General features: G+C 43.0%; 17 protein-coding genes. 13 read left to right on the top strand and 4 right to left on the bottom strand.

All coding sequences use genetic code 11. The annotated features are described in order from the left end of the window. Positions 1 to 30: 30 nt before the first annotated feature. The 4 genes from SSED_RS15030 to suhB form a co-directional block, all read right to left on the bottom strand. On the bottom strand, positions 31 to 345 hold the full coding sequence (locus SSED_RS15030) for a PilZ domain-containing protein (protein WP_012143215.1): 315 nt from the start codon (positions 343 to 345) through the stop codon (positions 31 to 33). Positions 346 to 496: 151 nt separating this feature from the next. Then, positions 497 to 901, bottom strand: a complete 405-nt coding sequence (locus SSED_RS15025; RefSeq protein ID WP_012143214.1) for a phosphate-starvation-inducible protein PsiE — start codon at positions 899 to 901, stop codon at positions 497 to 499. Between the two features lie 298 nt (positions 902 to 1,199). Beyond that, positions 1,200 to 2,372, bottom strand: coding sequence for an NnrS family protein (locus SSED_RS15020; protein ID WP_041421723.1), 1,173 nt, complete (start codon positions 2,370 to 2,372; stop codon positions 1,200 to 1,202). 232 nt (positions 2,373 to 2,604) lie between these two features. Beyond that, a complete protein-coding gene (gene suhB / locus SSED_RS15015) occupies positions 2,605 to 3,408 on the bottom strand; it encodes an inositol-1-monophosphatase (protein ID WP_012143212.1) in 804 nt (267 codons plus the stop codon). 349 nt (positions 3,409 to 3,757) lie between these two features. On the opposite strand from suhB, the gene trmJ reads away from it, so the two are divergent. The 13 genes from trmJ to ndk all read left to right on the top strand — a co-directional run bounded on the left by trmJ (position 3,758) and on the right by ndk (position 20,428). Beyond that, positions 3,758 to 4,522, top strand: coding sequence for a tRNA (cytosine(32)/uridine(32)-2'-O)-methyltransferase TrmJ (trmJ, locus tag SSED_RS15010; protein WP_012143211.1), 765 nt, complete (start codon positions 3,758 to 3,760; stop codon positions 4,520 to 4,522). Between the two features lie 14 nt (positions 4,523 to 4,536). Next, on the top strand, positions 4,537 to 5,358 hold the full coding sequence (cysE, locus tag SSED_RS15005) for a serine O-acetyltransferase (protein ID WP_012143210.1): 822 nt from the start codon (positions 4,537 to 4,539) through the stop codon (positions 5,356 to 5,358). A gap of 218 nt (positions 5,359 to 5,576) precedes the next feature. Beyond that, positions 5,577 to 6,038: a Fe-S cluster assembly transcriptional regulator IscR gene (iscR, locus tag SSED_RS15000; RefSeq protein WP_012143209.1), complete on the top strand. Its 462-nt coding sequence runs from the start codon at positions 5,577 to 5,579 to the stop codon at positions 6,036 to 6,038. Positions 6,039 to 6,113: 75 nt separating this feature from the next. Further along, positions 6,114 to 7,328, top strand: coding sequence for an IscS subfamily cysteine desulfurase (locus tag SSED_RS14995; protein WP_012143208.1), 1,215 nt, complete (start codon positions 6,114 to 6,116; stop codon positions 7,326 to 7,328). A 36-nt stretch (positions 7,329 to 7,364) separates the two neighbouring features. Continuing rightward, positions 7,365 to 7,748: a Fe-S cluster assembly scaffold IscU gene (gene iscU, locus SSED_RS14990; protein WP_012143207.1), complete on the top strand. Its 384-nt coding sequence runs from the start codon at positions 7,365 to 7,367 to the stop codon at positions 7,746 to 7,748. 14 nt (positions 7,749 to 7,762) lie between these two features. After that, positions 7,763 to 8,086, top strand: coding sequence for an iron-sulfur cluster assembly protein IscA (iscA, locus tag SSED_RS14985; RefSeq protein WP_012143206.1), 324 nt, complete (start codon positions 7,763 to 7,765; stop codon positions 8,084 to 8,086). Positions 8,087 to 8,105: 19 nt separating this feature from the next. Continuing rightward, positions 8,106 to 8,636, top strand: a complete 531-nt coding sequence (gene hscB / locus SSED_RS14980) for a co-chaperone HscB (RefSeq protein WP_012143205.1) — start codon at positions 8,106 to 8,108, stop codon at positions 8,634 to 8,636. Between the two features lie 80 nt (positions 8,637 to 8,716). Continuing rightward, complete coding sequence (gene hscA / locus SSED_RS14975; RefSeq protein WP_012143204.1) at positions 8,717 to 10,579, top strand: Fe-S protein assembly chaperone HscA; 1,863 nt, start codon at positions 8,717 to 8,719, stop codon at positions 10,577 to 10,579. A gap of 17 nt (positions 10,580 to 10,596) precedes the next feature. Then, on the top strand, positions 10,597 to 10,935 hold the full coding sequence (gene fdx / locus SSED_RS14970; RefSeq protein WP_012143203.1) for an ISC system 2Fe-2S type ferredoxin: 339 nt from the start codon (positions 10,597 to 10,599) through the stop codon (positions 10,933 to 10,935). A 566-nt stretch (positions 10,936 to 11,501) separates the two neighbouring features. Then, on the top strand, positions 11,502 to 18,143 hold the full coding sequence (locus SSED_RS23685) for a transporter substrate-binding domain-containing protein (protein ID WP_012143202.1): 6,642 nt from the start codon (positions 11,502 to 11,504) through the stop codon (positions 18,141 to 18,143). Between the two features lie 4 nt (positions 18,144 to 18,147). After that, complete coding sequence (locus SSED_RS14960; protein WP_150104347.1) at positions 18,148 to 19,266, top strand: HD-GYP domain-containing protein; 1,119 nt, start codon at positions 18,148 to 18,150, stop codon at positions 19,264 to 19,266. A 244-nt stretch (positions 19,267 to 19,510) separates the two neighbouring features. Next, a complete protein-coding gene (iscX, locus tag SSED_RS14955; protein ID WP_041421721.1) occupies positions 19,511 to 19,708 on the top strand; it encodes a Fe-S cluster assembly protein IscX in 198 nt (65 codons plus the stop codon). 288 nt (positions 19,709 to 19,996) lie between these two features. Further along, positions 19,997 to 20,428, top strand: coding sequence for a nucleoside-diphosphate kinase (gene ndk / locus SSED_RS14950; protein ID WP_012143199.1), 432 nt, complete (start codon positions 19,997 to 19,999; stop codon positions 20,426 to 20,428). The last annotated feature ends 370 nt before the right edge of the window (positions 20,429 to 20,798 follow it).

The raw sequence follows: 20,798 nt of genomic DNA, 5'->3' as shown, positions 1-20,798 counted from the left end.
CCTGATACTGCTGAAAACCAGGAAAGCGTATTATTTATCTGTTGGGATCAGTTGAAGTGCGATATGGAAACTGTTGGGGTTACATTCTGTTGTCCTGCACACTTGACCTTTAACTGTGTGTGCTTTGTCGTTATCAGGGTTGAATGTGATAGTTAATAGTTCACCCATTTCGAAACCCTGTTTATAGTCAATTAGCACACCATGTCTGGCAAGATCGATACAGATCCCTTCGTCAGTGTTCAAAACACCTTCTTTATCATGCCAGGAGAGAACGATTCTTTCGGCTTCCATGTCAAGCCTTAAGGAGGTACGTCGCTCATCCAAGTCTTCAACTATATCACTCATCTAAGATCCCTTCTCATTGAAGTAAAAGTAACCTCTTTAAAAGTAGCATAATATATGTTCAATAAGGCAAAAAAATCAAATAGAGAATGCCACTTTGTTATAGGCAAAAAAACTCAGCCTATTTGGCTGAGTTTTTTAATACCAATATTGGCTACTGATGATCTTCACTCTTTGGGTAAGGTAGTTTTAACTGTCCCCAACGGATCACTATTACCGTAGAAGCTAATATCAGCGTGGATACGGAGATTGCCAGAATTCGCCAGTCGTCCATAGCTTTCATATCTAATATCAGATAACGAGCCAAGGCAACGATGGCAATATAGAGAGGCATACGAACAGGAAGCTTTCCTGATTCGGCATAGTTGGCCACCATGGCCAAGACTTCCAAATAGATAAACAGTAGCAGTAGATCGGCAAGTGCGACTTTTCCTACTTCAAATATATGGTATATCTCTTGTCCGATGGCAACGATCGTCGCGATAGCAATGATGAACAGAACGAAGTGCTCAACCGCTTTAATGCTTTTTGAACCATATTGAATGTATCGTTTCCCCATAAAGACCTCTTTGCGTTTTTTTTGCAATGGTATCAAGTATTCAGAACTGTGCTAACTTATCTGTGTGACGCCATTCACATTAATACTATTATAATGCAGGTAGGTAGGGCTCTTAGGGCCGAATTTTTTGTGATAAAACTGTTATTAATATAGAAGGCATTAGTATTTTAACAAATTGTCACCGGGGGACTGGGATGGAGTTTGTGGTGGATTCAGAATTTTCTTTAAACGAGCTGGGCGCCAATTCTCGACTCTTTTCTAGTAAAAAAATATATTGGCGCCCTGTTTGTTTTTTTGTTTAACCGGGTTTACCGTCCACTCGGGCTCTGAGTAAAATCGGGGTATAGTGATAAATGAATATGGCGAAAGAGAGCACCCAACAAACGATTGCAGCCTCGAGCAACGGAAGGTAGTAACTCATCATTAATCCTGCCAAGATCCTTAATACTGTGGCCAGAATGATGAGTGCAAAAGCAAGTGTTACTATTTTTGGTGGGGTTAAGTTTCTGCCTGTATGGCCTAAAGATACCCTGGCCATCATAGCTAAAATCATCCCTCCTAAGCCACCTAAGGTGATCCCATGCAAGCCTGCGGAGAAATTCTCACCCGTAGCGATAAGTAATAAGCCTAGCGGAATGAAAAAATAGCTCACATGGAGTGACCATAACAGGGGAACGCGTGCAGTGTGTCTTCCTCCCCAGCGTGACCACCTTATCAGTAAGATTATTCCGGCAATGCCTGCGCTTGTCCGGATAACGAGTGGCTGTTGAAATAATACTGCCAGGATAAGAAAAATAAGGCTGATAAAGGTGACGATTTCGAGCCAAACAATATTCGGACTCCGCTGCCATTGTGTTGCTCTTTCGGTAAAAAATGGAATCACTCTACCGCCTATCAGTGCCACGACTGTGACCATGAGCAATATAGCGCAGTGTAGAGCCGTTTGAGATAACGCAGGGTCATTAGTTAGCAGACCGTAATAACTTATTGCGTTGACTAACATCAGCATCAATAAAATTGGCACAAAGACAAAATTTCGCCATTGTTTAACCTTTAATACCGATCTTGCCATCAAGAGTGCGGTTAATGGAGCAAAGGCCAGGTCTATCGCCATGACGACTTCCAGTGATACCCACTCTTTATTAAGCAGTAATACTCTGGGTAATATCCAAACCAAGACCAGGATCATGAGGGATTTACCTTTAACTCCCGGTTGTCCGGTCCAGTTTTGTACAGCCGTTAGCAGAAAGCCTGCAATGATGGCGATAACGAAGCCAAATATCATCTCATGTCCATGCCACCATATTGGATCTCCATGAGGCGAAAACTGAATATGGCCAAAGAAGAAGCCTCCCCAAATGGTGATGGCCATAAGGCTAAACATGGCGCCTAAGAGGAAGAAAGGACGAAAACCTAGTTTAAAAAGTGAAAATTTGGATTGTGTATGAGTCGGTTCATCGATATTTAACATGACACTCTCTAATAACCTAGTAAATATGTCGGGTATTATAAGGTGCATTTAAGATGCAAGTAAATGCCTTTGAATGATTGAGGTGATCTTTTCTATTTAGGGAACTGTTTTTTTAAAGAAATTTTAGTCTTTAAGAAAGAAGAGGTGGCAGGAGTTATGCGGTTTGGTATTAGAAACAAAAAAGCCATCATAGTGATGATGGCTTCTTATTTTACAATCTGTTCCGGGGGGATTAACGTTTAAGTGCTTCGCTTAGTAATGGGCGAGCAGTTTTAACGATTATTGACGTGGCTTTTGGTGAACCCGCAATAATATTACCTGATGTCATATAGTCATGGTTACCGGTGAAATCGGTTACAGTACCGCCAGCTTCACGAACAATAAGCTCGCCTGCTGCAATATCCCAAGGTTTAAGACCAATTTCGAAGAAACCATCTACGCGACCCGCACCAACATAAGCAAGATCGAGTGCGGCAGAACCTGCACGACGAACATCGGCACATTGAGTGAAAATTTCAGTAAAAATTTTCATGTAAGTTTCAGTATGCTGCTTGGCTTTGAAAGGGAAGCCTGTAGCGATAATCGCATCGCTAAGATCATTTTTCTTAGAAACACGCATACGGAAGTCATTGAACTTTGCGCCTTTACCGCGAACGGCAGAAAATAGTTCGTCGCGAATTGGATCATACACAACGGCAACTTCAGTCTTACCTTTGTATTGAACTGCGATAGAAACCGCAAAGTGTGGGATGCCTTTAACAAAATTGTTAGTGCCATCCAGAGGGTCTACAATCCATACGTATTCGCTATTTTCGCCTTTATTCTCACCAGTTTCTTCACCAATGATAGTGTGATCCGGGTAAGACTTACGGATTTGATAAGTAATGGCAGCTTCAGCTTCTTTATCTACGTTAGTCACGTAGTCATTAATACCTTTCGCTGTAACCTCAACTTTGTCGAGTTCTGCGAAGGCACGTATAATCGTTTGGCCGGCAGCGCGGGCAGCGCGCACAGCAATAGTCTGCATCGGATGCATTACAATCCCCTGGATTTTAAAGAACAGATATAAATAATCGGTGCGTATTATACCCCCACTGCCGTAAAGTGCAAGGTCTGTCACCTCGCTAACATCATTGAGTGATCTTGAGCTTCCCGGCATTTGAATTGCTAATTCTAGTATATCCAGATGGCCAGCGAGCCTACATGTTAATGCTTTTCATATCATCAACTGATATGCAGCCGTCTACCGGTAATGGTCAGAGAGGGCTGAGAACCGTCAATGTATGAGTATTGCTTTCAATGCTGAAAAACCCTTAGATGTTTTAACAAAAGGGGGGGTGTGATAATATTGTTCGTTATGTTCTTCTATCAAAGTAAGTAGTTTCATGCTCAGCAATATTCGTGTCGTACTCGTTGGTACATCTCATCCTGGGAACATAGGTTCCACAGCCCGTGCAATGAAAACCATGGGACTCTCTACATTATATCTTGCCGAACCTCGTGTTGCGCCCGATGGGCATTCGGTCGCTTTGGCTGCCGGGGCATCAGATATTCTTAAACATGCGGTTACTGTCGATAGCGTCGCAGAAGCCATTGCGGATTGTAGTCTGGTTATCGCGACCAGTGCACGCAGTCGTACATTAGACTGGCCAATGCTGGAACCGAGAGAGGCCGGCGAAAAGTTAGTTGCTTCTGCTTTAACTGGTCCTGTCGCCATCGTATTTGGTCGTGAAAATAATGGTCTTAGCAATGAAGAGCTGCAGAAATGTAACTATCATGTCGCGATACCGGCAAACCCGGAATATACTTCGCTTAACTTAGCACAAGCGGTACAGATCATCTGTTATGAAGCGCGTGTGGCTCACCTTGCTCAGGTTCAGCGTGATTTTGAAAATGCCAAACCTGAAGGCTATGTTGAGCCGGTGAATGAATATCCTTTTGCAAAAGAGCGTGAAAACTTTTTTAGTCACCTCGAAGAGACACTGCTCAATACCGGCTTCATAGTTAAGCAGCATCCTGGTCAGGTAATGACAAAGTTACGTCGTCTGTTTAGTCGAGCCAGGTTGGAAAGACAAGAGATGAATATCCTGAGAGGGATGTTAACCTCTATCGATAAAAAAGTGGCACCGAAAGACAATAACGAAGCATAAGGAACGAGAATCATATGGGAGTTATCGCTCGACTTAAAGATGATATAGCGTCCATCTATCATCGGGATCCGGCAGCACATGGTACATTTGAGGTGTTATTAAATTACCCGGGAATGCATGCCATCTGGATCCATAGAGTGAGCCATAAGCTATGGAAGCGAAAGTGGCGTTTGACCTCCCGTTGCCTCTCCACATTTGCCCGCTGGATGACTGGAATTGAGATCCACCCCGGTGCGACAATCGGTGATCGGTTTTTTATCGATCATGGTATGGGCGTAGTCATAGGTGAAACCGCTGAGATTGGTCATGATTGTACCCTCTATCACGGCGTCACGTTAGGGGGAACCACTTGGCAGGCAGGTAAACGTCACCCCACATTAGGTAATAATGTTGTCATCGGAGCGGGCGCTAAAATATTGGGGCCTATCACCATGAATGATGGTGCCAGAGTCGGTTCTAATTCTGTAGTTGTCAAAGAGGTCCCTAAAGACACTACGGTCGTCGGCATTCCAGGCCGGGTGGTGTCAACGCCAAATGAAGCCAGCAAAGAAACGTCTAAGCGACGAACTGAGATGGCTAAGAAGTATGGCTTCGATGCCTATGCTGTTTCGCCCGATAATCCAGACCCAGTTGCTAACGCGATTGGTCAGATGTTGGACCATATGCACCTCATGGATTCTAAGGTCCAGGAAGTATGTCAGGCGGTTCAATCTATGGGCGGAAGTGTGTGCACCGATAAGCTTCCTGAACTTGAAGTCGATGATTTCAGTGATGCCGAATTAGCCGCCGCGCAAAAGCGTAAACAGTCAATTGATGAGTTTGATCCCATAATCTGATCTTTTAGTGCGCTAAGTTGTAAACATTCATTGAATCTTTTAATAGAAACAGGTTAAATACCCCACCAAAGTGGCAGGGTATTTTTCTGCTAATCAATACCCATATATACCCTGTCTGGAAATAGACTTAATACTTGAGTAAATTATAAGGTCTAATACTTGACTAAAATAGTCGGGTATGTTTGAATTCCCTTATGCATTTTTGGGAGCTGGTTGCTATGAAACTTACATCGAAAGGTCGTTATGCTGTGACAGCCATGTTAGATGTTGCTATGCATTCTACATCAGGTCCAGTGCCATTGGCCGATATTTCTGAGCGCCAAGGGATCTCTCTTTCTTATCTTGAACAACTTTTCGCAAAACTGAGAAAGCATGGACTGGTTTCAAGTGTTAGGGGCCCGGGTGGTGGTTACCGTCTAGGTGCTGATGCCGGGGAAATTTCAGTTGGTATGGTCGTACGTGCAGTCGATGAATCCGTCGATGCAACACGTTGTCAGGGACAAGGTAACTGTCAAAGTGGTACGCGCTGTCTGACTCACTCCTTGTGGGGTGATTTGAGTAAACAAATTTCTGATTTCTTAAATGGGATCAGTCTTGCTGGCTTAATGAATAAACGTGACGTTCAGTTTATTTCAGTTAAGCAAGATGAATTGCAACAGGAACAAAGAGTAACGGTATAAGTTAACTTTGTTATTATTAAATAATTTTTTGTACTTTGTTGAGCCTTTTTACAGGCTGTAAGTACGGAGTGTGTGATGAAGCTTCCTATCTATTTAGATTATGCTGCGACAACGCCGGTTGATCCTCGTGTTGCAGAAAAAATGATGCAGTGCATGACTATGGACGGCATATTTGGTAACCCTGCGTCTCGTTCTCACCGTTATGGTTGGCAGGCTGAAGAGGCGGTTGATATCGCCCGTAATCAAGTTGCTGAGTTAATCAATGCAGACCCGCGAGAGATCGTATTTACATCGGGTGCAACTGAATCTGACAACTTGGCAATTAAGGGTGTTGCTCATTTCTACCATAAGAAAGGCAAGCACATCATCACCAGCAAGACTGAACATAAAGCGGTACTCGATACTTGTCGCCAGCTTGAGCGTGAAGGGTTCGAAGTGACCTATCTTGCACCTGAGTCTAATGGCCTGATCCCACTTGAAACGATCGAAGCTGCGATGCGTGAAGATACGATTCTTGTCAGTATCATGCACGTAAACAACGAGATCGGTGTTATCCATGATATTTCTGCTATCGGCGAGCTATGTCGTAGCAAGAAAATCATTTTCCATGTAGACGCTGCCCAGAGTGCTGGTAAGTTGCCTATCGACGTTCAGTCGATGAAAGTCGATCTGATCTCTATCTCTGCTCACAAGATGTATGGCCCTAAAGGTATCGGAGCACTCTATGTGCGTCGTAAGCCACGCATTCGTCTTGAAGCGACTATGCACGGTGGTGGTCATGAGCGTGGTATGCGAAGTGGTACCCTTGCGACTCACCAAATTGTTGGTATGGGTGAAGCGGCTGCGATAGCAAAAGCTGATATGACAACAGATAATGCGCGTATCAGAACCTTGCGTGACAGACTTTGGAATGGCGTGAAAGGAATTGAAGAAACCTACATTAATGGTGACTTCGAACAGAGCTATTGCGGTAGCTTAAATGTCAGCTTTAACTTCGTCGAAGGTGAGTCATTGATGATGGCGCTTAAAGACCTCGCAGTCTCCTCCGGCTCGGCATGTACATCGGCAAGCTTAGAACCAAGCTATGTGCTAAGAGCGCTTGGTTTGAATGACGAAATGGCGCATAGCTCAATTCGTTTCTCTATCGGTCGCTTTACGACTGAAGAGGAGATCGATCATGCAATTGAGACTATTAACAAGTCAATTGGCGACTTACGGGAGATGTCTCCACTGTGGGAGATGTTTCAAGATGGTGTAGATCTGGACAAGGTTCAGTGGGCTCACCATTAATCCGGTTAAATCGAATATAGAGATTGGAGCAGTACCATGGCTTATAGCGAAAAAGTACTAGAACATTATGAGAACCCAAGAAACGTAGGTTCTTTCGATAAAAATGATCCATCAGTAGTTACCGGTATGGTCGGCGCACCGGCTTGTGGCGACGTGATGAAGCTACAGCTGAAAATTGACAAAGATGGTATGATTGAAGATGCCAAGTTTAAGACTTATGGCTGTGGAAGTGCAATTGCATCGAGTTCTCTTGTTACCGAATGGGTTAAGGGAAAAACGATTGAAGAAGCAGCAGCAATTAAGAATACCGATATTGCTGAAGAGCTTGCACTGCCACCGGTAAAAATTCATTGCTCAATTTTGGCTGAAGATGCAATTAAAGCAGCCATCGATGATTATAAGTCAAAGCAAACTAAGTAATTTCCGGAGTTAAGATGGCTATAACAATGACTCCCGCGGCAGCAGAACGTGTAAAAAGCTTTCTTGTGAGTCGCGGCAAGGGGATAGGCTTACGCTTAGGACTCAAAACATCGGGTTGCTCTGGTATGGCATACATCCTCGAGTTTGTTGATGATTTGAATGATGATGATGAAGTTTATGAAATCGGTGATGTAAAAATTATTATCGATGCCAAAAGCTTCATCTATCTTCAAGGTATAGAGCTCGACTTCGTAAAAGAGGGGCTCAATGAAGGATTTCAGTTTAACAACCCTAATGCTAAAGGGGAGTGTGGCTGTGGTGAGAGTTTCACAGTCTAACCGTCAAAAGAATTGAGTCATGAACTATTTTGAGCTGTTTAGTTTTACACCTTCCTACGAAATAGACACCGCCTTACTTGCAGAACGCTATCGCGAACTGCAAAGGGCGGTTCACCCCGATAAGTTTGCTAACTCCAGTGAACAAGATAAACGTATTGCCGTTCAGCGTACCGCCCAGGTAAACGACGGCTTTTCGACGTTGAAAAATCCAATAACAAGAGCCGAACATATTCTTGCATTGAATGGATTTGATCTTCTACACGAGTCGACGACTGTCAAAGATACTCATTTTTTAATGCAGCAGATGGAGTGGCGTGAATCCCTCGAAGATATCGCTCACAGTAGTGATCCCGATGAGATGATTGCCGACTTACACGAGTCATTTTCGGTTTATGCTAAGGAGATTGAGCAAGATTTAGCTCAATTGCTTCTAAGTAACTCTGAGGAAGAGCTGTCAAAAGCTGCAGATCTTATTCGAAAATTGAAATTTATGGCTAAGTTACAGATTGAACTTGAGCGTGCGGAAGACGTTCTGTTTGATCAGGCTTAGGCATACTTTTCAGTTTGTTAATTATTTTTTATTTGATTAGCTTTAGCTCCATACTGGCTAATACTTAGGTTGGAATTTTTATGGCTCTTTTGCAAATTGCTGAACCTGGACAGACTGCAGCGCCTCATCAACATAGATTGGCTGTAGGTATTGATTTAGGTACCACAAACTCACTGGTTGCTGCCGTTCGCAGCGGTGTCGCTGATACCCTGCCAGATGAGAATGCTCGACATTCACTGCCATCGATAGTTCGTTATACCGATACTGGCATCGAAGCCGGTTTTGAGGCCGAGGCGCATTCTGCTAAAGACCCACAAAATACTATTGTATCAGTGAAGCGTTTTATGGGCCGAAGTCTTGCTGATATTCAATCGGGTATACAAGATCTGCCTTATCGTTTCCAAGCCAGTGAAAATGGTCTACCTTTGTTCGCTACCGAGCAGGGCACAGTTAATCCCGTTCAAATCTCTTCAGAAATTCTAAAGCCGTTGATTTCCAGAGCCGAAAGCACACTAGGTGGCGATCTTGAAGGTATTGTCATCACGGTTCCCGCTTATTTCGATGATGCTCAACGTCAAGGAACTAAAGATGCTGCAGCCCTGCTAGGGGTGAAAGTATTACGTTTATTAAATGAACCTACTGCAGCCGCAATCGCATATGGATTAGATTCAGGGCAAGAGGGCGTCATTGCTATCTATGATCTTGGTGGCGGTACCTTCGATATTTCAATATTGAGGCTCAATAAAGGGGTGTTTGAAGTGTTAGCTACCGGTGGTGATTCTGCACTGGGTGGTGATGACTTTGATCATCTTCTTCATCATCATCTTCTCCAGGAATGGCAGATAGATGCGCCTTCAGCATCGGTGAGTCGTCAGTTACTGATTGAATCCAGACGGGTGAAAGAAGTGTTGACCGATGAGAGTGAAGTGACTGCGACGCTGTTATTGGACGATGGAACGACACTTACTCATGTCGTAACAAAGTCACTGTTTGACTCTCTTATAACAAGCCTGGTTAAGAAGACTGTCGCAAGTTGTCGTCGTGCCTTACGTGATGCAGGTATCAAAGCGGATGAGGTACTCGAAACTGTCTTGGTTGGTGGCTCGACAAGAGTGCCATTGGTCAGAGAACTGGTTGAAGGCTTCTTTGGCAAAGCGCCATTAACGTCTATTGACCCGGATAGGGTGGTGGCTATCGGTGCCGCAATTCAGGCTGATATTTTAGTGGGTAACAAGCCTGAATCAGATCTCTTATTACTCGATGTTCTCCCTCTGTCACTGGGTATCGAAACCATGGGAGGCTTAGTAGAAAAGGTCGTTTCACGTAACACGACAATTCCCGTGGCTAAAGCGCAAGAATTTACTACCTTTAAAGATGGTCAAACCGCTATGGCATTTCATGTCGTACAGGGAGAGCGGGAATTGGTCGATGACTGCCGCTCGCTGGCGCGTTTTACTTTGAAGGGGATCCCGCCATTGGCAGCGGGCGCTGCACATATTAGAGTCACCTTCCAGGTTGATGCCGATGGTTTATTGAGTGTGACTGCAATGGAGAAGTCTACTGGCGTGCAGTCGAGCATACAGGTTAAGCCCTCTTTCGGCTTAACAGATGAAGAGATCGGGTCCATGTTGAAAGATTCGATGGCGAACGCAAAAGATGACATTGCTCGCCGTATGCTTGCAGAACAGCAAGTCGAAGCTGCAAGGGTACTCGAGACATTAAGTGCCGCATTGGCGAAGGATGGTGAGCTGTTAACGGCTGACGAACGTAATGCGATTGAGCAGAGCATGGCTGTATTGGTTGAAGTCGGTGGTCAGGATGATGCCGATGCGATTGAAAAAGCCATTGAAGCATTAGATGCTAGCACGCAGGATTTTGCGGCTAAGCGTATGGATAATTCAATTAAGCTGGCCCTTAAAGGCCAGTCAGTTGACAGTATTTAGATTAAATAGGTAACCCAATGCCGCAAATTGTATTTTTACCCCATGAAGAACTATGTCCCGATGGGGCCGTTATTGAAGCCAATGTAGGTGAAACGGTTTTAGATGTTGCTCTGAAAAATGGCATTCATATTGAGCATGCTTGTGAGAAAGTTTGTGCATGTACTACCTGTCATGTTGTGGTTCGTGAAGGGTTTGATGAGCTTGAAGAGAGCGATGAGCTCGAAGATGACATGCTGGATAAGGCATGGGGCTTGGAACCTGAAAGTCGTCTTTCGTGCCAGACCAAAGTACCTGACTGTGACTTGGTCGTGGATATTCCCAAGTACACCATCAATATGGTGAGTGAAGGCAACTAGTTAACTGAATAGAGTTTAAAGTAAGGGTGGTAACAGATTGATGTTACCACCCTTTTTTTTCGTTTTAATACAAACGATTTGTCATATGTTGTATGTGATTATTTATTTGTTCCAACATATAGGTTCTTTGTTCGATGAGACGTCTTGCTCCCTTTTTAAGGTAAGTGATGGGAGTAGGCTTGTGTACATTAATCGACTTTTTATTCTCATTAATTCGAATTGGTGCTTATCAATTTATTTGTTTTTGCTCTTCTTAGGTGTGGGGGGACGCATAAGTCTGTTTTGACAGAAATTTTTTCAAGCCTTACTTGCTAAAATAATGAACACTATAGATACTAAGGTGTTCATTATTTTCCGGCCTTAGTTGGTACAAGGTACCAAATTACATATGGTGATACATGAGCTTGCTATTTTTTAGATTTAAGCTGATTCACCATGACAGGTTCACATTGGATACCAAGTCCATACCATAGACAAAATTGTTAATTTGCAAGGCCGTACCTTGAGGAAACAAGTGGTTAAAAAGGATTTTCTCTGTATATAGTAAAAACATCAGAGGTTGATATATGAATTTCATTACCCGGTTTTTTTCTTTTCTGCTTCTTCTATGTATCACAAGCGCATTTTGTAATGCAGAAACTATAAAGGTTGGGTTTGGTTATGGAAAGCCTCCCTTTGTATTTGCATCAACCCCAGAGGGACAATCAGAACCGAGAGGAATAGAGGTTGATATTATGCGTGAAGCACTCGCTTTGCGCGGACATGATTTGGAAGTTCACTACTTCTCTAATAACAATCTTGTTGAACAGTTGCGGCAGGGAAATATTGATGCGGCTACAACTATTCCTTCTGAACAAAATTCATCTGTTTACTATTCTAATCAAGTTATCTACTTCTGGAATTATGCGGTAACGCAACCCGAAGACAGAACCACATTATCTTCTATCGATGAGCTGAAGAGCAGGAAAGTGCTTTCATGGCAAGGTGCCAGTAAAGACCTGGGTAAAAGCTTTGAACAAGCCATTCCACAAATGAACTTTTATCGCGAGGTCGAGGATCAATCAGAGCAAGTATTACTGTTCTTACAAAAAAAGGCTGATACGCTCGTTATTGACTGGAGTATTTTTTCGTATTGGGCGCGGTATTTTGGTTATGAGCCGGAACGCTATAATCAATACAATATTTTTGGCGGTAAGACTTGGTTTTCAGTTGGATTTTCAGATAAATCATTGAGAGATGACTTCAGTCAGGGGCTATCACAATTAAAATCAAATGGGCAATACCAGAAAATTTATGACCGATTATGGTCAGCCAGTAATCTGGAAGATAACAGTAATAAGTCAGTGCTTCATTTGACAGCAGATGAACAAACTTGGTTGGATAACCATCCTAACATCCGTTTGGGTATTGACCAGAACTATCCGCCTTTTGACTTCATTGGAGATAGAGGCAACTATTCCGGGATCTCTGCGGACTACCTTGCGCTGATTAATGAGCGCCTTGGGACTGATATGCGTGTCATTTCTGGCTTGAATTGGACTGATGTCATTGCGGGGGCTCAGAGCGGCGATATTGATGTCATCTCCACAATTGTGGAAACGAAAGAACGAAGTGCTTATCTTAACTTTACTCGCCCCTACATTAGCTTTCCGACTATTTTTTTGACCAGGAAAGATCAAGAGCCAGTGAATGCTTTTCATGATTTGAACCGTGGAAAGCTGGCAATGGTGAAAGATTTTTTTTATGAGGAGATGATCCTTAAAAACTATCCGGAAATAGAGCCATATTTTGTCAACTCTCCTTTAGAAGCAATACGAGCTCTAGATAACGGTAAAGTGGATGCTGCAATTGTTAATTATGCCGTGGCTAACCACCTTATTCTGAAATATGACTTAACCTCGATTAGAGTTGATGCTGAAACGCAACTTGAAAGAACATTTTTTAGTTTCGGTGTTCGTAAAGATTGGCCTGAACTTCTCTCTGTCCTTAATAAGGTGCTCGCTTCTATCGATGAGGAAAAACATAAGCAGATAACAGAACGATGGATCGCTAGACCTTCAACTGTAAGCCAAGTTACTGATGAAATTGACTTAACTGCTAAAGAAAAAGCATGGGTTGCAAGCAATCCTGTTGTACGAGTCTCAGGAGATATTAGTTGGCCACCATTTAATTTTAAAAGGAATGGTGTGACACAAGGGTTCTCTATCGACTATATGAACCTGATAGCGAAAAAGGCAGGGCTATCTATTGAATATGTTGAAGGGCCTACATGGGGGGAATTTCTGCTGATGATGAGAGATGGCTCTCTCGATGTTATGTTAGATATTGTTAAAACCCCTGAGCGTGAAAAATACTTACTTTACACTAAACCCTATGCTGATAACCCCAATGCGATCCTGAGCAAGAAGAGTATGCCTTATCGCTCTTTAGAAGCCTTGTTTGGCAAAACGGTTGCGGTTACTAAGGGATTTTTTTATGAAGAGATTTTGAGTAGAGAATATCCACAAATTAAAATACTTCCTCTTGAGAATACATATCAAACCATGATTGCTGTCAGTGTTGGGGAAGCTGATGCAGCCTTGGGGGAGATGGCAGTACTGAATCACTTTATCTCTGAAAGCCTGATGACCGATGTTTCTGTTTCAAGTGAAATTAAGATTGGCGATCACGAATTGAGCCTGCTCAATATCGCCACGCGCAAGGATCTTCCATTATTGATTTCTATCTTGAGAAAAGGTGTGGAATCTATAAGCCAGAAAGAGCTAAGTTTAATTAAAAATAAGTGGCTTGCTAGTGCTTCAGTTGAACAGAGTGTAGATGCTCCTGTATCGAAACTGTTTAAACAGTATTTTTCGGTATATCCATTGATAATCATTGCAGTATTCACCTTTATAGTTTTGACAGTTACGGCATTCCTGCTTCCGAAACTATTATCTAATGAAGTTATTGCTAAATTTGTGGCTTCTCGGGCTTTTACTTATTCAATGATGCTGCTCACCAGCATCATTGTATTAATCGTCTTACTATTGGTTTGGTATACCCTTGAACAAAACAGGCAATCAACATTAAGCGATACAAAGGAAGATTTGACGTTTATTCTTGAAAGAACTTCAGAAAACCTAGACACCTGGATTAATGATCGAAAGCGATATCTGTCTAGATTAGGAGAGCACCCTGAGTTAGTTGAGCTTACGCAACACTTATTGTCTCTGCCTGCAGAAAAGCGTGTATTGAAAGATGACAATATACAGGGGGATATCCGTTCGTTTTTCGAACGTCATGTAGAGGATTTTGGTCATGTTGGTTTTTTCCTTATTAATAAGGATAGGATTAGCATCGCTTCACGTAGAAACATTAACTTAGGCTCGAAAAACCTGATTGCAATCCATGCGCCGGAGTTGCTCGATCGAGCCTTTAGTGGTGAAACGGTATTTGTGCCACCTATTCCATCCGATGTTAAAGTCGGTGAGTACAGCTCAGGTTTCTCGAACCTGAATGCCTTAAGCATGTTTTTTATCACGCCGGTAAAAGATCATACAGGAAAGGTTTTTGCGGTTCTTACCCAGCGCTTATTACCTAGTGGCCGCTTATCCCAAATCTTGCAACAAGGAAGTATTGGCCGTTCCGGAGAGAGCTATCTAATCAATCGAGACGGTGGAATGGTCACCGAAAGCCGCTTCAAAGACTCACTGGTAGAAATTGGGCTGCAAAGCATAGATTCAGAAGGTGAATCATTTTTAATGCTGAAGGATCCAGGTGGCAACATGACAGAGGGCTACTTGCCAGAACGTTCTTTTACTGAGTTACCTTTCACATTTATGACGCAAGCGATTATCAATCAGGCACAGCAAGCAACCGGAAGGGCAAATATTCAGTCTAATATCGAGGGGTATCGCGACTACCGAGGAGTTGCTGTATTGGGAGTTTGGCGCTGGGATAGCAGACTTGGTTTAGGGGTAACAACTGAGATTGATCTCCAAGAGGCACTTGACGCATTTTATCAAATGCGTATTCACCTGATCACAACGGCAATAGTTGCGCTATTGCTGGCGATTGCCTCTAGTATGCTCACTGTAACTATCGGGCAACGAGCCACTACTTTTATGCGAAGGTCCAATGAGGAGCTTGAAGAGCGGGTTAAAGAGCGGACGATGAGACTACGCAGTATTATCGAGAATGCTGCGGACGGTATAATCGTGATGAATAGTAGAGGAATTGTTCAAAATTTCAGTCCTGCAGCTGAAACAATATTTGGTTTTTGTGCTTCAGAGGTTGTCGGCAACAATATAAAAATGCTTATGCCTGAACCAACACGAAAAGAACATGACGGTTATTTAAAGCACTATATTGATGATGTCAAAACCAAAGTTGTAGGTAAAACAAGAGAAGTTGTCGGCCTGCGTAAAAATGGCGAAACCTTCGACATGGATCTTGCGGTAGGTGAGTTCTTCATAGACGGTGAACACCTATTCACAGGAATGGTTCGTGATATTACCGAACGAAAGCGCATGGATAAGGAGCTACGTTTATCTAAAGAAGATCTTGAAAAAACGCTGTATGAAAAAACGAGCTTGGAGGAGAAACTTAAGCAAAATGTGGCCTATATGACTACTTTGCTTGAGAATTTACCGATAGCCGTTTTTGCCAAGGATGTTAAAAATGACTATCGTTTTACTCTGTGGAATCACGTCGCTGTAGAAATTTTTGGATTTAAATCTGGGCAAATAATTGGCCGCAATGATTATGATCTATTTTCAACTGAAGAAGCTAATCATTTTCGTCGTACAGATGAAGAGATCGTTAAACATCTAGGCATCAAGGATATACAAGAAGAGACAATAACTACTTCTCATGGAGAACGCATTCTTCATACGGTAAAAGTGGCGGTTCCTAACGAAAGCGGTGAATCGAATATCTTATTAGGCATAACCCAAGATATTACTGATCGTAAGCAGGCTGAAGAAGAGCTAATGAGAGCGAAGCGGGTCGCCGAAAATGCAACAAGAGCAAAATCCGACTTCCTGGCTAATATGTCTCATGAGATCCGAACTCCAATGAATGCCATTATTGGTATGAGTCATTTAGCTCTTCAAACCGGGCTAGACCGTAAACAGCGTGACTATATCAATAAAATTCAAAGTGCTTCTGAATCCTTACTTGCTCTTATCAATGACATCCTCGATTTCTCGAAGGTCGAGGCGGGAAAAATGGAAATTGAGAGAAAGCCGTTTAACTTGAATGATACCTTGGATAAGTTGGCTCAACTCATAACGGTTAAGACTCGTGAAAAGAAATTGGAACTGCTGATAGATACTCATAAAGACGTTCCTTGTGGGCTGATAGGTGATTCGTTACGACTCGGACAAATTCTTATTAATCTGACTAACAATGCCGTTAAATTCACCGAGAAGGGGGAGGTTGTTGTCAGCATTGAGAAGGTATGTGTTGATGATGAACAAGTGACCTTAAAGTTCACTGTTAAGGATACCGGCATTGGTATGACAAAGGAGCAAATGGGTAAATTGTTCCAGTCCTTTAGTCAGGCGGATGCTTCCACGACCCGAAAATATGGTGGTACCGGTTTGGGTCTGACCATCAGCAAAAAACTGACGGAGTTGATGGGAGGGGCAATAAGTGTTGAGAGTACTTTTGGAAAGGGGAGTAGCTTTGTATTTACTGCTAACTTCGGCCTTTCACAAGCAGCAGAAGTCGTCAGCCAGTTACCTAAGCCTGATTTACGGCATCTGCCCATACTTATTGTTGATGACAGCCCTGTTGCTCGGCAGATATTACGTCAAAATGGCGAGGCACTCACGTTTGTTGTTGATGAGGCAAGTAGTGGTGAAGAAGCTATTGAAAAATTACATGACTACGACCAGTTGGGGACTCCTTTTAAAGTCGTCTTCATAGATTGGAAAATGCCGGGCATGGATGGAGTAGAAACTTGCCATCGAATCAAATCTGAAGAAAATATCGAGAGTCCTCCAAATATCGTTATGGTTACAGCCTATGATCGGCATGAGTTGATACATGAAATGGAAGGTATGGAGGTCAGTGGAGTTTTAACTAAGCCAGTAACTCAGTCCAGCATGTTGGATGCCACTATGGTTGCTATGGGATATGAAGAGGCTAAACGAGATGAACAAGCATATGATCTAGGCTTGGATGCGGCGAAGGCAATAAGGGGAACACATGTATTACTTGTTGAAGATAATGACATAAATCAACAGGTTGCTACTGAGTTGCTCGAAATGGCGGGCTTAGTAGTGACAACAGCCTCTGATGGACAAGAAGCATGTGAAAGAGTGAAAACCGAGTTATTCGACGTGATACTCATGGATATTCAAATGCCTGTAATGGATGGTTATACCGCGACACGACATATCCGTAAATTTTCAGGTTATGAAGAACTCCCTGTAATAGCTATGACTGCAAATGCTATGGATGGAGATCGTGAAAAATGCCTGGATGCCGGTATGAATGATCATATAGCTAAGCCAATAGACCCTGCTTCGATGTTTGCCGCGCTGGTTAAGTGGGTAACTCCTCAAGAGGGGGCTGATGAGGTATTTGTTCCGGATGCGAGTGTTAGTGATGCTGAAGTGAAATTGCCAGAGCTGCCCGGTGTGAACCTGGAGTTGGGATTGATGCGAGTAGCCGGAAAACATAAACTTTATCTCGATCTGATGAAGCGGTTTGTGGCCGAACAATCGAATGTCCCTATGCGTATAGAGCAGGCTCTGGCCACTGGTGACATCATGCTTGCTGAGCGCCTTTCCCATACTATCAAAGGTATTTCAGGTACTCTTGGCGCAATAGAGCTGCAGGAGTTGGCTGCGAAATTGGAAACAGCAATTCAGGCAGAAGACGAGAATCAAATCGCAACGGTTATGCCTGCATTCACAGGTGAGTTGGAACGTTTGGTGGAAGCTATAAGAGTCAAGACTGTCGAAAAACAGGAACAGGTAACTCATATTCCACTCACCGCTGAGGAACGTAAGAAGACTCTTGATGTTCTTATTAATATTAGAGATTTACTGTCTAATGATGATGGCGATGCGTTAGATATCTTTTCTGAAAATCACGAACAGTTGTCTATACTGGTAGAGCCAGAGGAGTTGTCTCGATTGGAAAGTACCATTGAAAGTTTTGATTTCCAGGGAGCGATAACTGTTGTAGATGATTTACTCAAAAATGCCGAGGAATAATGTGATGAATGCAAAACCAACGCTTCTGGTTGTTGACGATACCCCTGCCAACATTTCTCTGCTGCGTGAAATTTTGAAAGATCAATATAAGGTAAAAATTGCAACTAATGGAGTTAAAGCTTTGGAAGTGGCTGTAAGTAAGCCAGCTCCCGAGTTAATTTTATTAGACATTATGATGCCGGAAATGGACGGTTATCAGGTGTGTGAACGTCTTAAGGGAGATGAGGCTACTCGGGACATTCCTATTATTTTTTTAACGGCTAAGGCCGAAGTGATTGATGAAACAAAAGGTTTAGCCATGGGAGCTGTGGACTATATCACTAAACCTATCAGTCCTCCGATTGTACTTGAACGAGTAAAGACCCAATTAACTCTGAAAGAAGCCAGGGATTTTTTGAAAAATCAAAATGAACTCCTGGAGCAGAAAGTGCAGGAACGAACCCGAATGATGGAGCAGTTGCAAGATGTAGCTATGGTCGCAATGGGGTCTTTGGCTGAGGCCAGGGATCCCGAGACCGGTAATCATATTCGTCGCACCCAACGTTATGTACAACGATTGGCAATCCAGCTTAAAGAGCACCCTCGTTTTAGCGAGTTTCTTAAACCACAAAATATAACATCTCTTTACAAGTCGGCACCACTTCATGATATTGGAAAGGTGGGAGTTGCAGATCATATTCTTCTCAAGCCTGGAAAGTTAACTGAGGAGGAATTTAACAAGATGAAGCTTCATACTGTTTACGGTCGAGACGCGATTGCTGCTGCAGAAACTGCATTGGATGAAACAGATGACAATTTTCTCGTGTTTGCGAAGGATATTGCATACAGTCACCAAGAAAAGTGGGATGGTTCAGGATACCCGGAAGGATTAAAAGGAGATGAAATTCCTATCTCTGCCCGATTAATGGCAGTTGCCGATGTCTATGATGCCCTTATAAGTCGGCGAGTGTATAAGCCGCCTTTTCCTCACCAAAAGGCTGTTGCGATCATTCAAGAGGGAAGGGGGAGTCATTTCGACCCTGATATGGTTGATGCTTTTCTGGAGGTGGAAGATGACTTTTACTCTATTTCTCAGGAGTTTGCCGATTCCGAAGAGGATTTAAAAGTGAAAGCTGGCTTTTAATCATTCTTAGTTTATTCATGGCACCAAATCAGTGAATTTTAGTTGGGCTATTTTATAAAAGTCTCTTTATAACAGGACAGTCCTAAAGCGAGTACACCATCAATATGGTGAGTGAAGGCAACTAGTTAACTGAACCGGCTTTAAAAAGGGCAATAGCATTCGTATGCTATTGCCCTTTTTATTTTAGTCTACAAAGATGCTGTCTATACTTTCACTAACCCAAGAGAGAATGCAGGAGCTTACTATGTCATTAAAATGGATAGACTCACTGGATATTGCACTGGATCTATTAGAGAAGTACCCGGAAGTGGATCCTGAAACGATCCGTTTTACCGACCTTCGGGAGTGGATCCTGGAGCTGGACGCATTTGAAGATGATCCCGCCCATTGCAATGAGCGTATCTTAGAGGCTGTACAAGCCTGCTGGATAGCAGAAAGTTGATCGAGTAACACTTTCTTGACTAGTTGGAAAACGTGGGCCTATCTACCTTCTGATTCTTGTAACTGCGACTCGAATCGTTTGTCGTAAGGCAGAGTTCTCTGGTGAACAGCTTTGCTATTTTTGTGTACTATCGGTTGTTTTTTGAGTGAAATGTGTCTTCGATCCGCTTACCTCAGGTTTCTCTTTGATGTATGTCTCACAGCTTCAACTTTAAAGGTAGGATTTCCCCGATAAATCTCGTATAATCCGCGCAAATTAAAAACCTGTTTTAAAAAAAGGAAGCTAGACATGGCTATCGAACGTACTTTTTCTATCATCAAGCCTGATGCAGTTGCTAAAAACCACATTGGTGCTATCTACAACCGTTTTGAAACTGCTGGCCTGAAAATCATTGCTTCTAAAATGCTTCACCTGAGCAAAGAGCAAGCTGAAGGTTTCTACGCTGAGCATAGCGAGCGTCCTTTCTTCGGCGCACTGGTTGAGTTCATGACTTCTGGTCCTATCTGTGTTCAGGTTCTTGAAGGCGAGAATGCCGTTCTTGCAAACCGTGAAATAATGGGTGCAACTAACCCAGCTGAAGCTGCACGCGGTACTATCCGTAGTGACTTCGCTGACAGCATCGATGAGAATGCGGTTCACGGTTCAGATGCTGTTGCTTCTGCTGAGCGTGAAATTGCTTACTTCTTCAGCACTGAAGAGTTATGCCCACGCACTCGTTAATTCGAATGTGTGTGAAGAAAAGAAGCCTGATGGCTTCTTTTTTTTGCCTGATGCTGGCCAATGACTCTTTTCTCGCCTTTTTGAAAGCATCAGTGGCTCTGTTGTTTAAATCTATATGCTCTCCATCGTCCAAGCTAGTCCTCTTTCGTCCCTCCTTTCTCATAGCCTCCTGCGCTTATGTCAGATACTTTTGTGCAAGAGCAAGAATATCAATCGGGATATATTCTGATGTAAGAGATTCTGATCTCAGGCCCTTTTGCCTATGCCGAAATTGTTATCAGAAATATCTGCCGCTATTAACCGTAACATCTGTTGTACTGCGAGTGTGATTTACCGGTAGGGGGGATGTGCAGCACTGTATCGCCTGTTA

Origin of the sequence: Shewanella sediminis HAW-EB3 (genome assembly GCF_000018025.1) — a bacterium.
GTDB lineage: Bacteria > Pseudomonadota > Gammaproteobacteria > Enterobacterales > Shewanellaceae > Shewanella > Shewanella sediminis.
The sequence above is the reverse complement of the archived record's forward strand: the minus strand, read 5'-3'. Positions and strand labels throughout refer to the sequence as shown.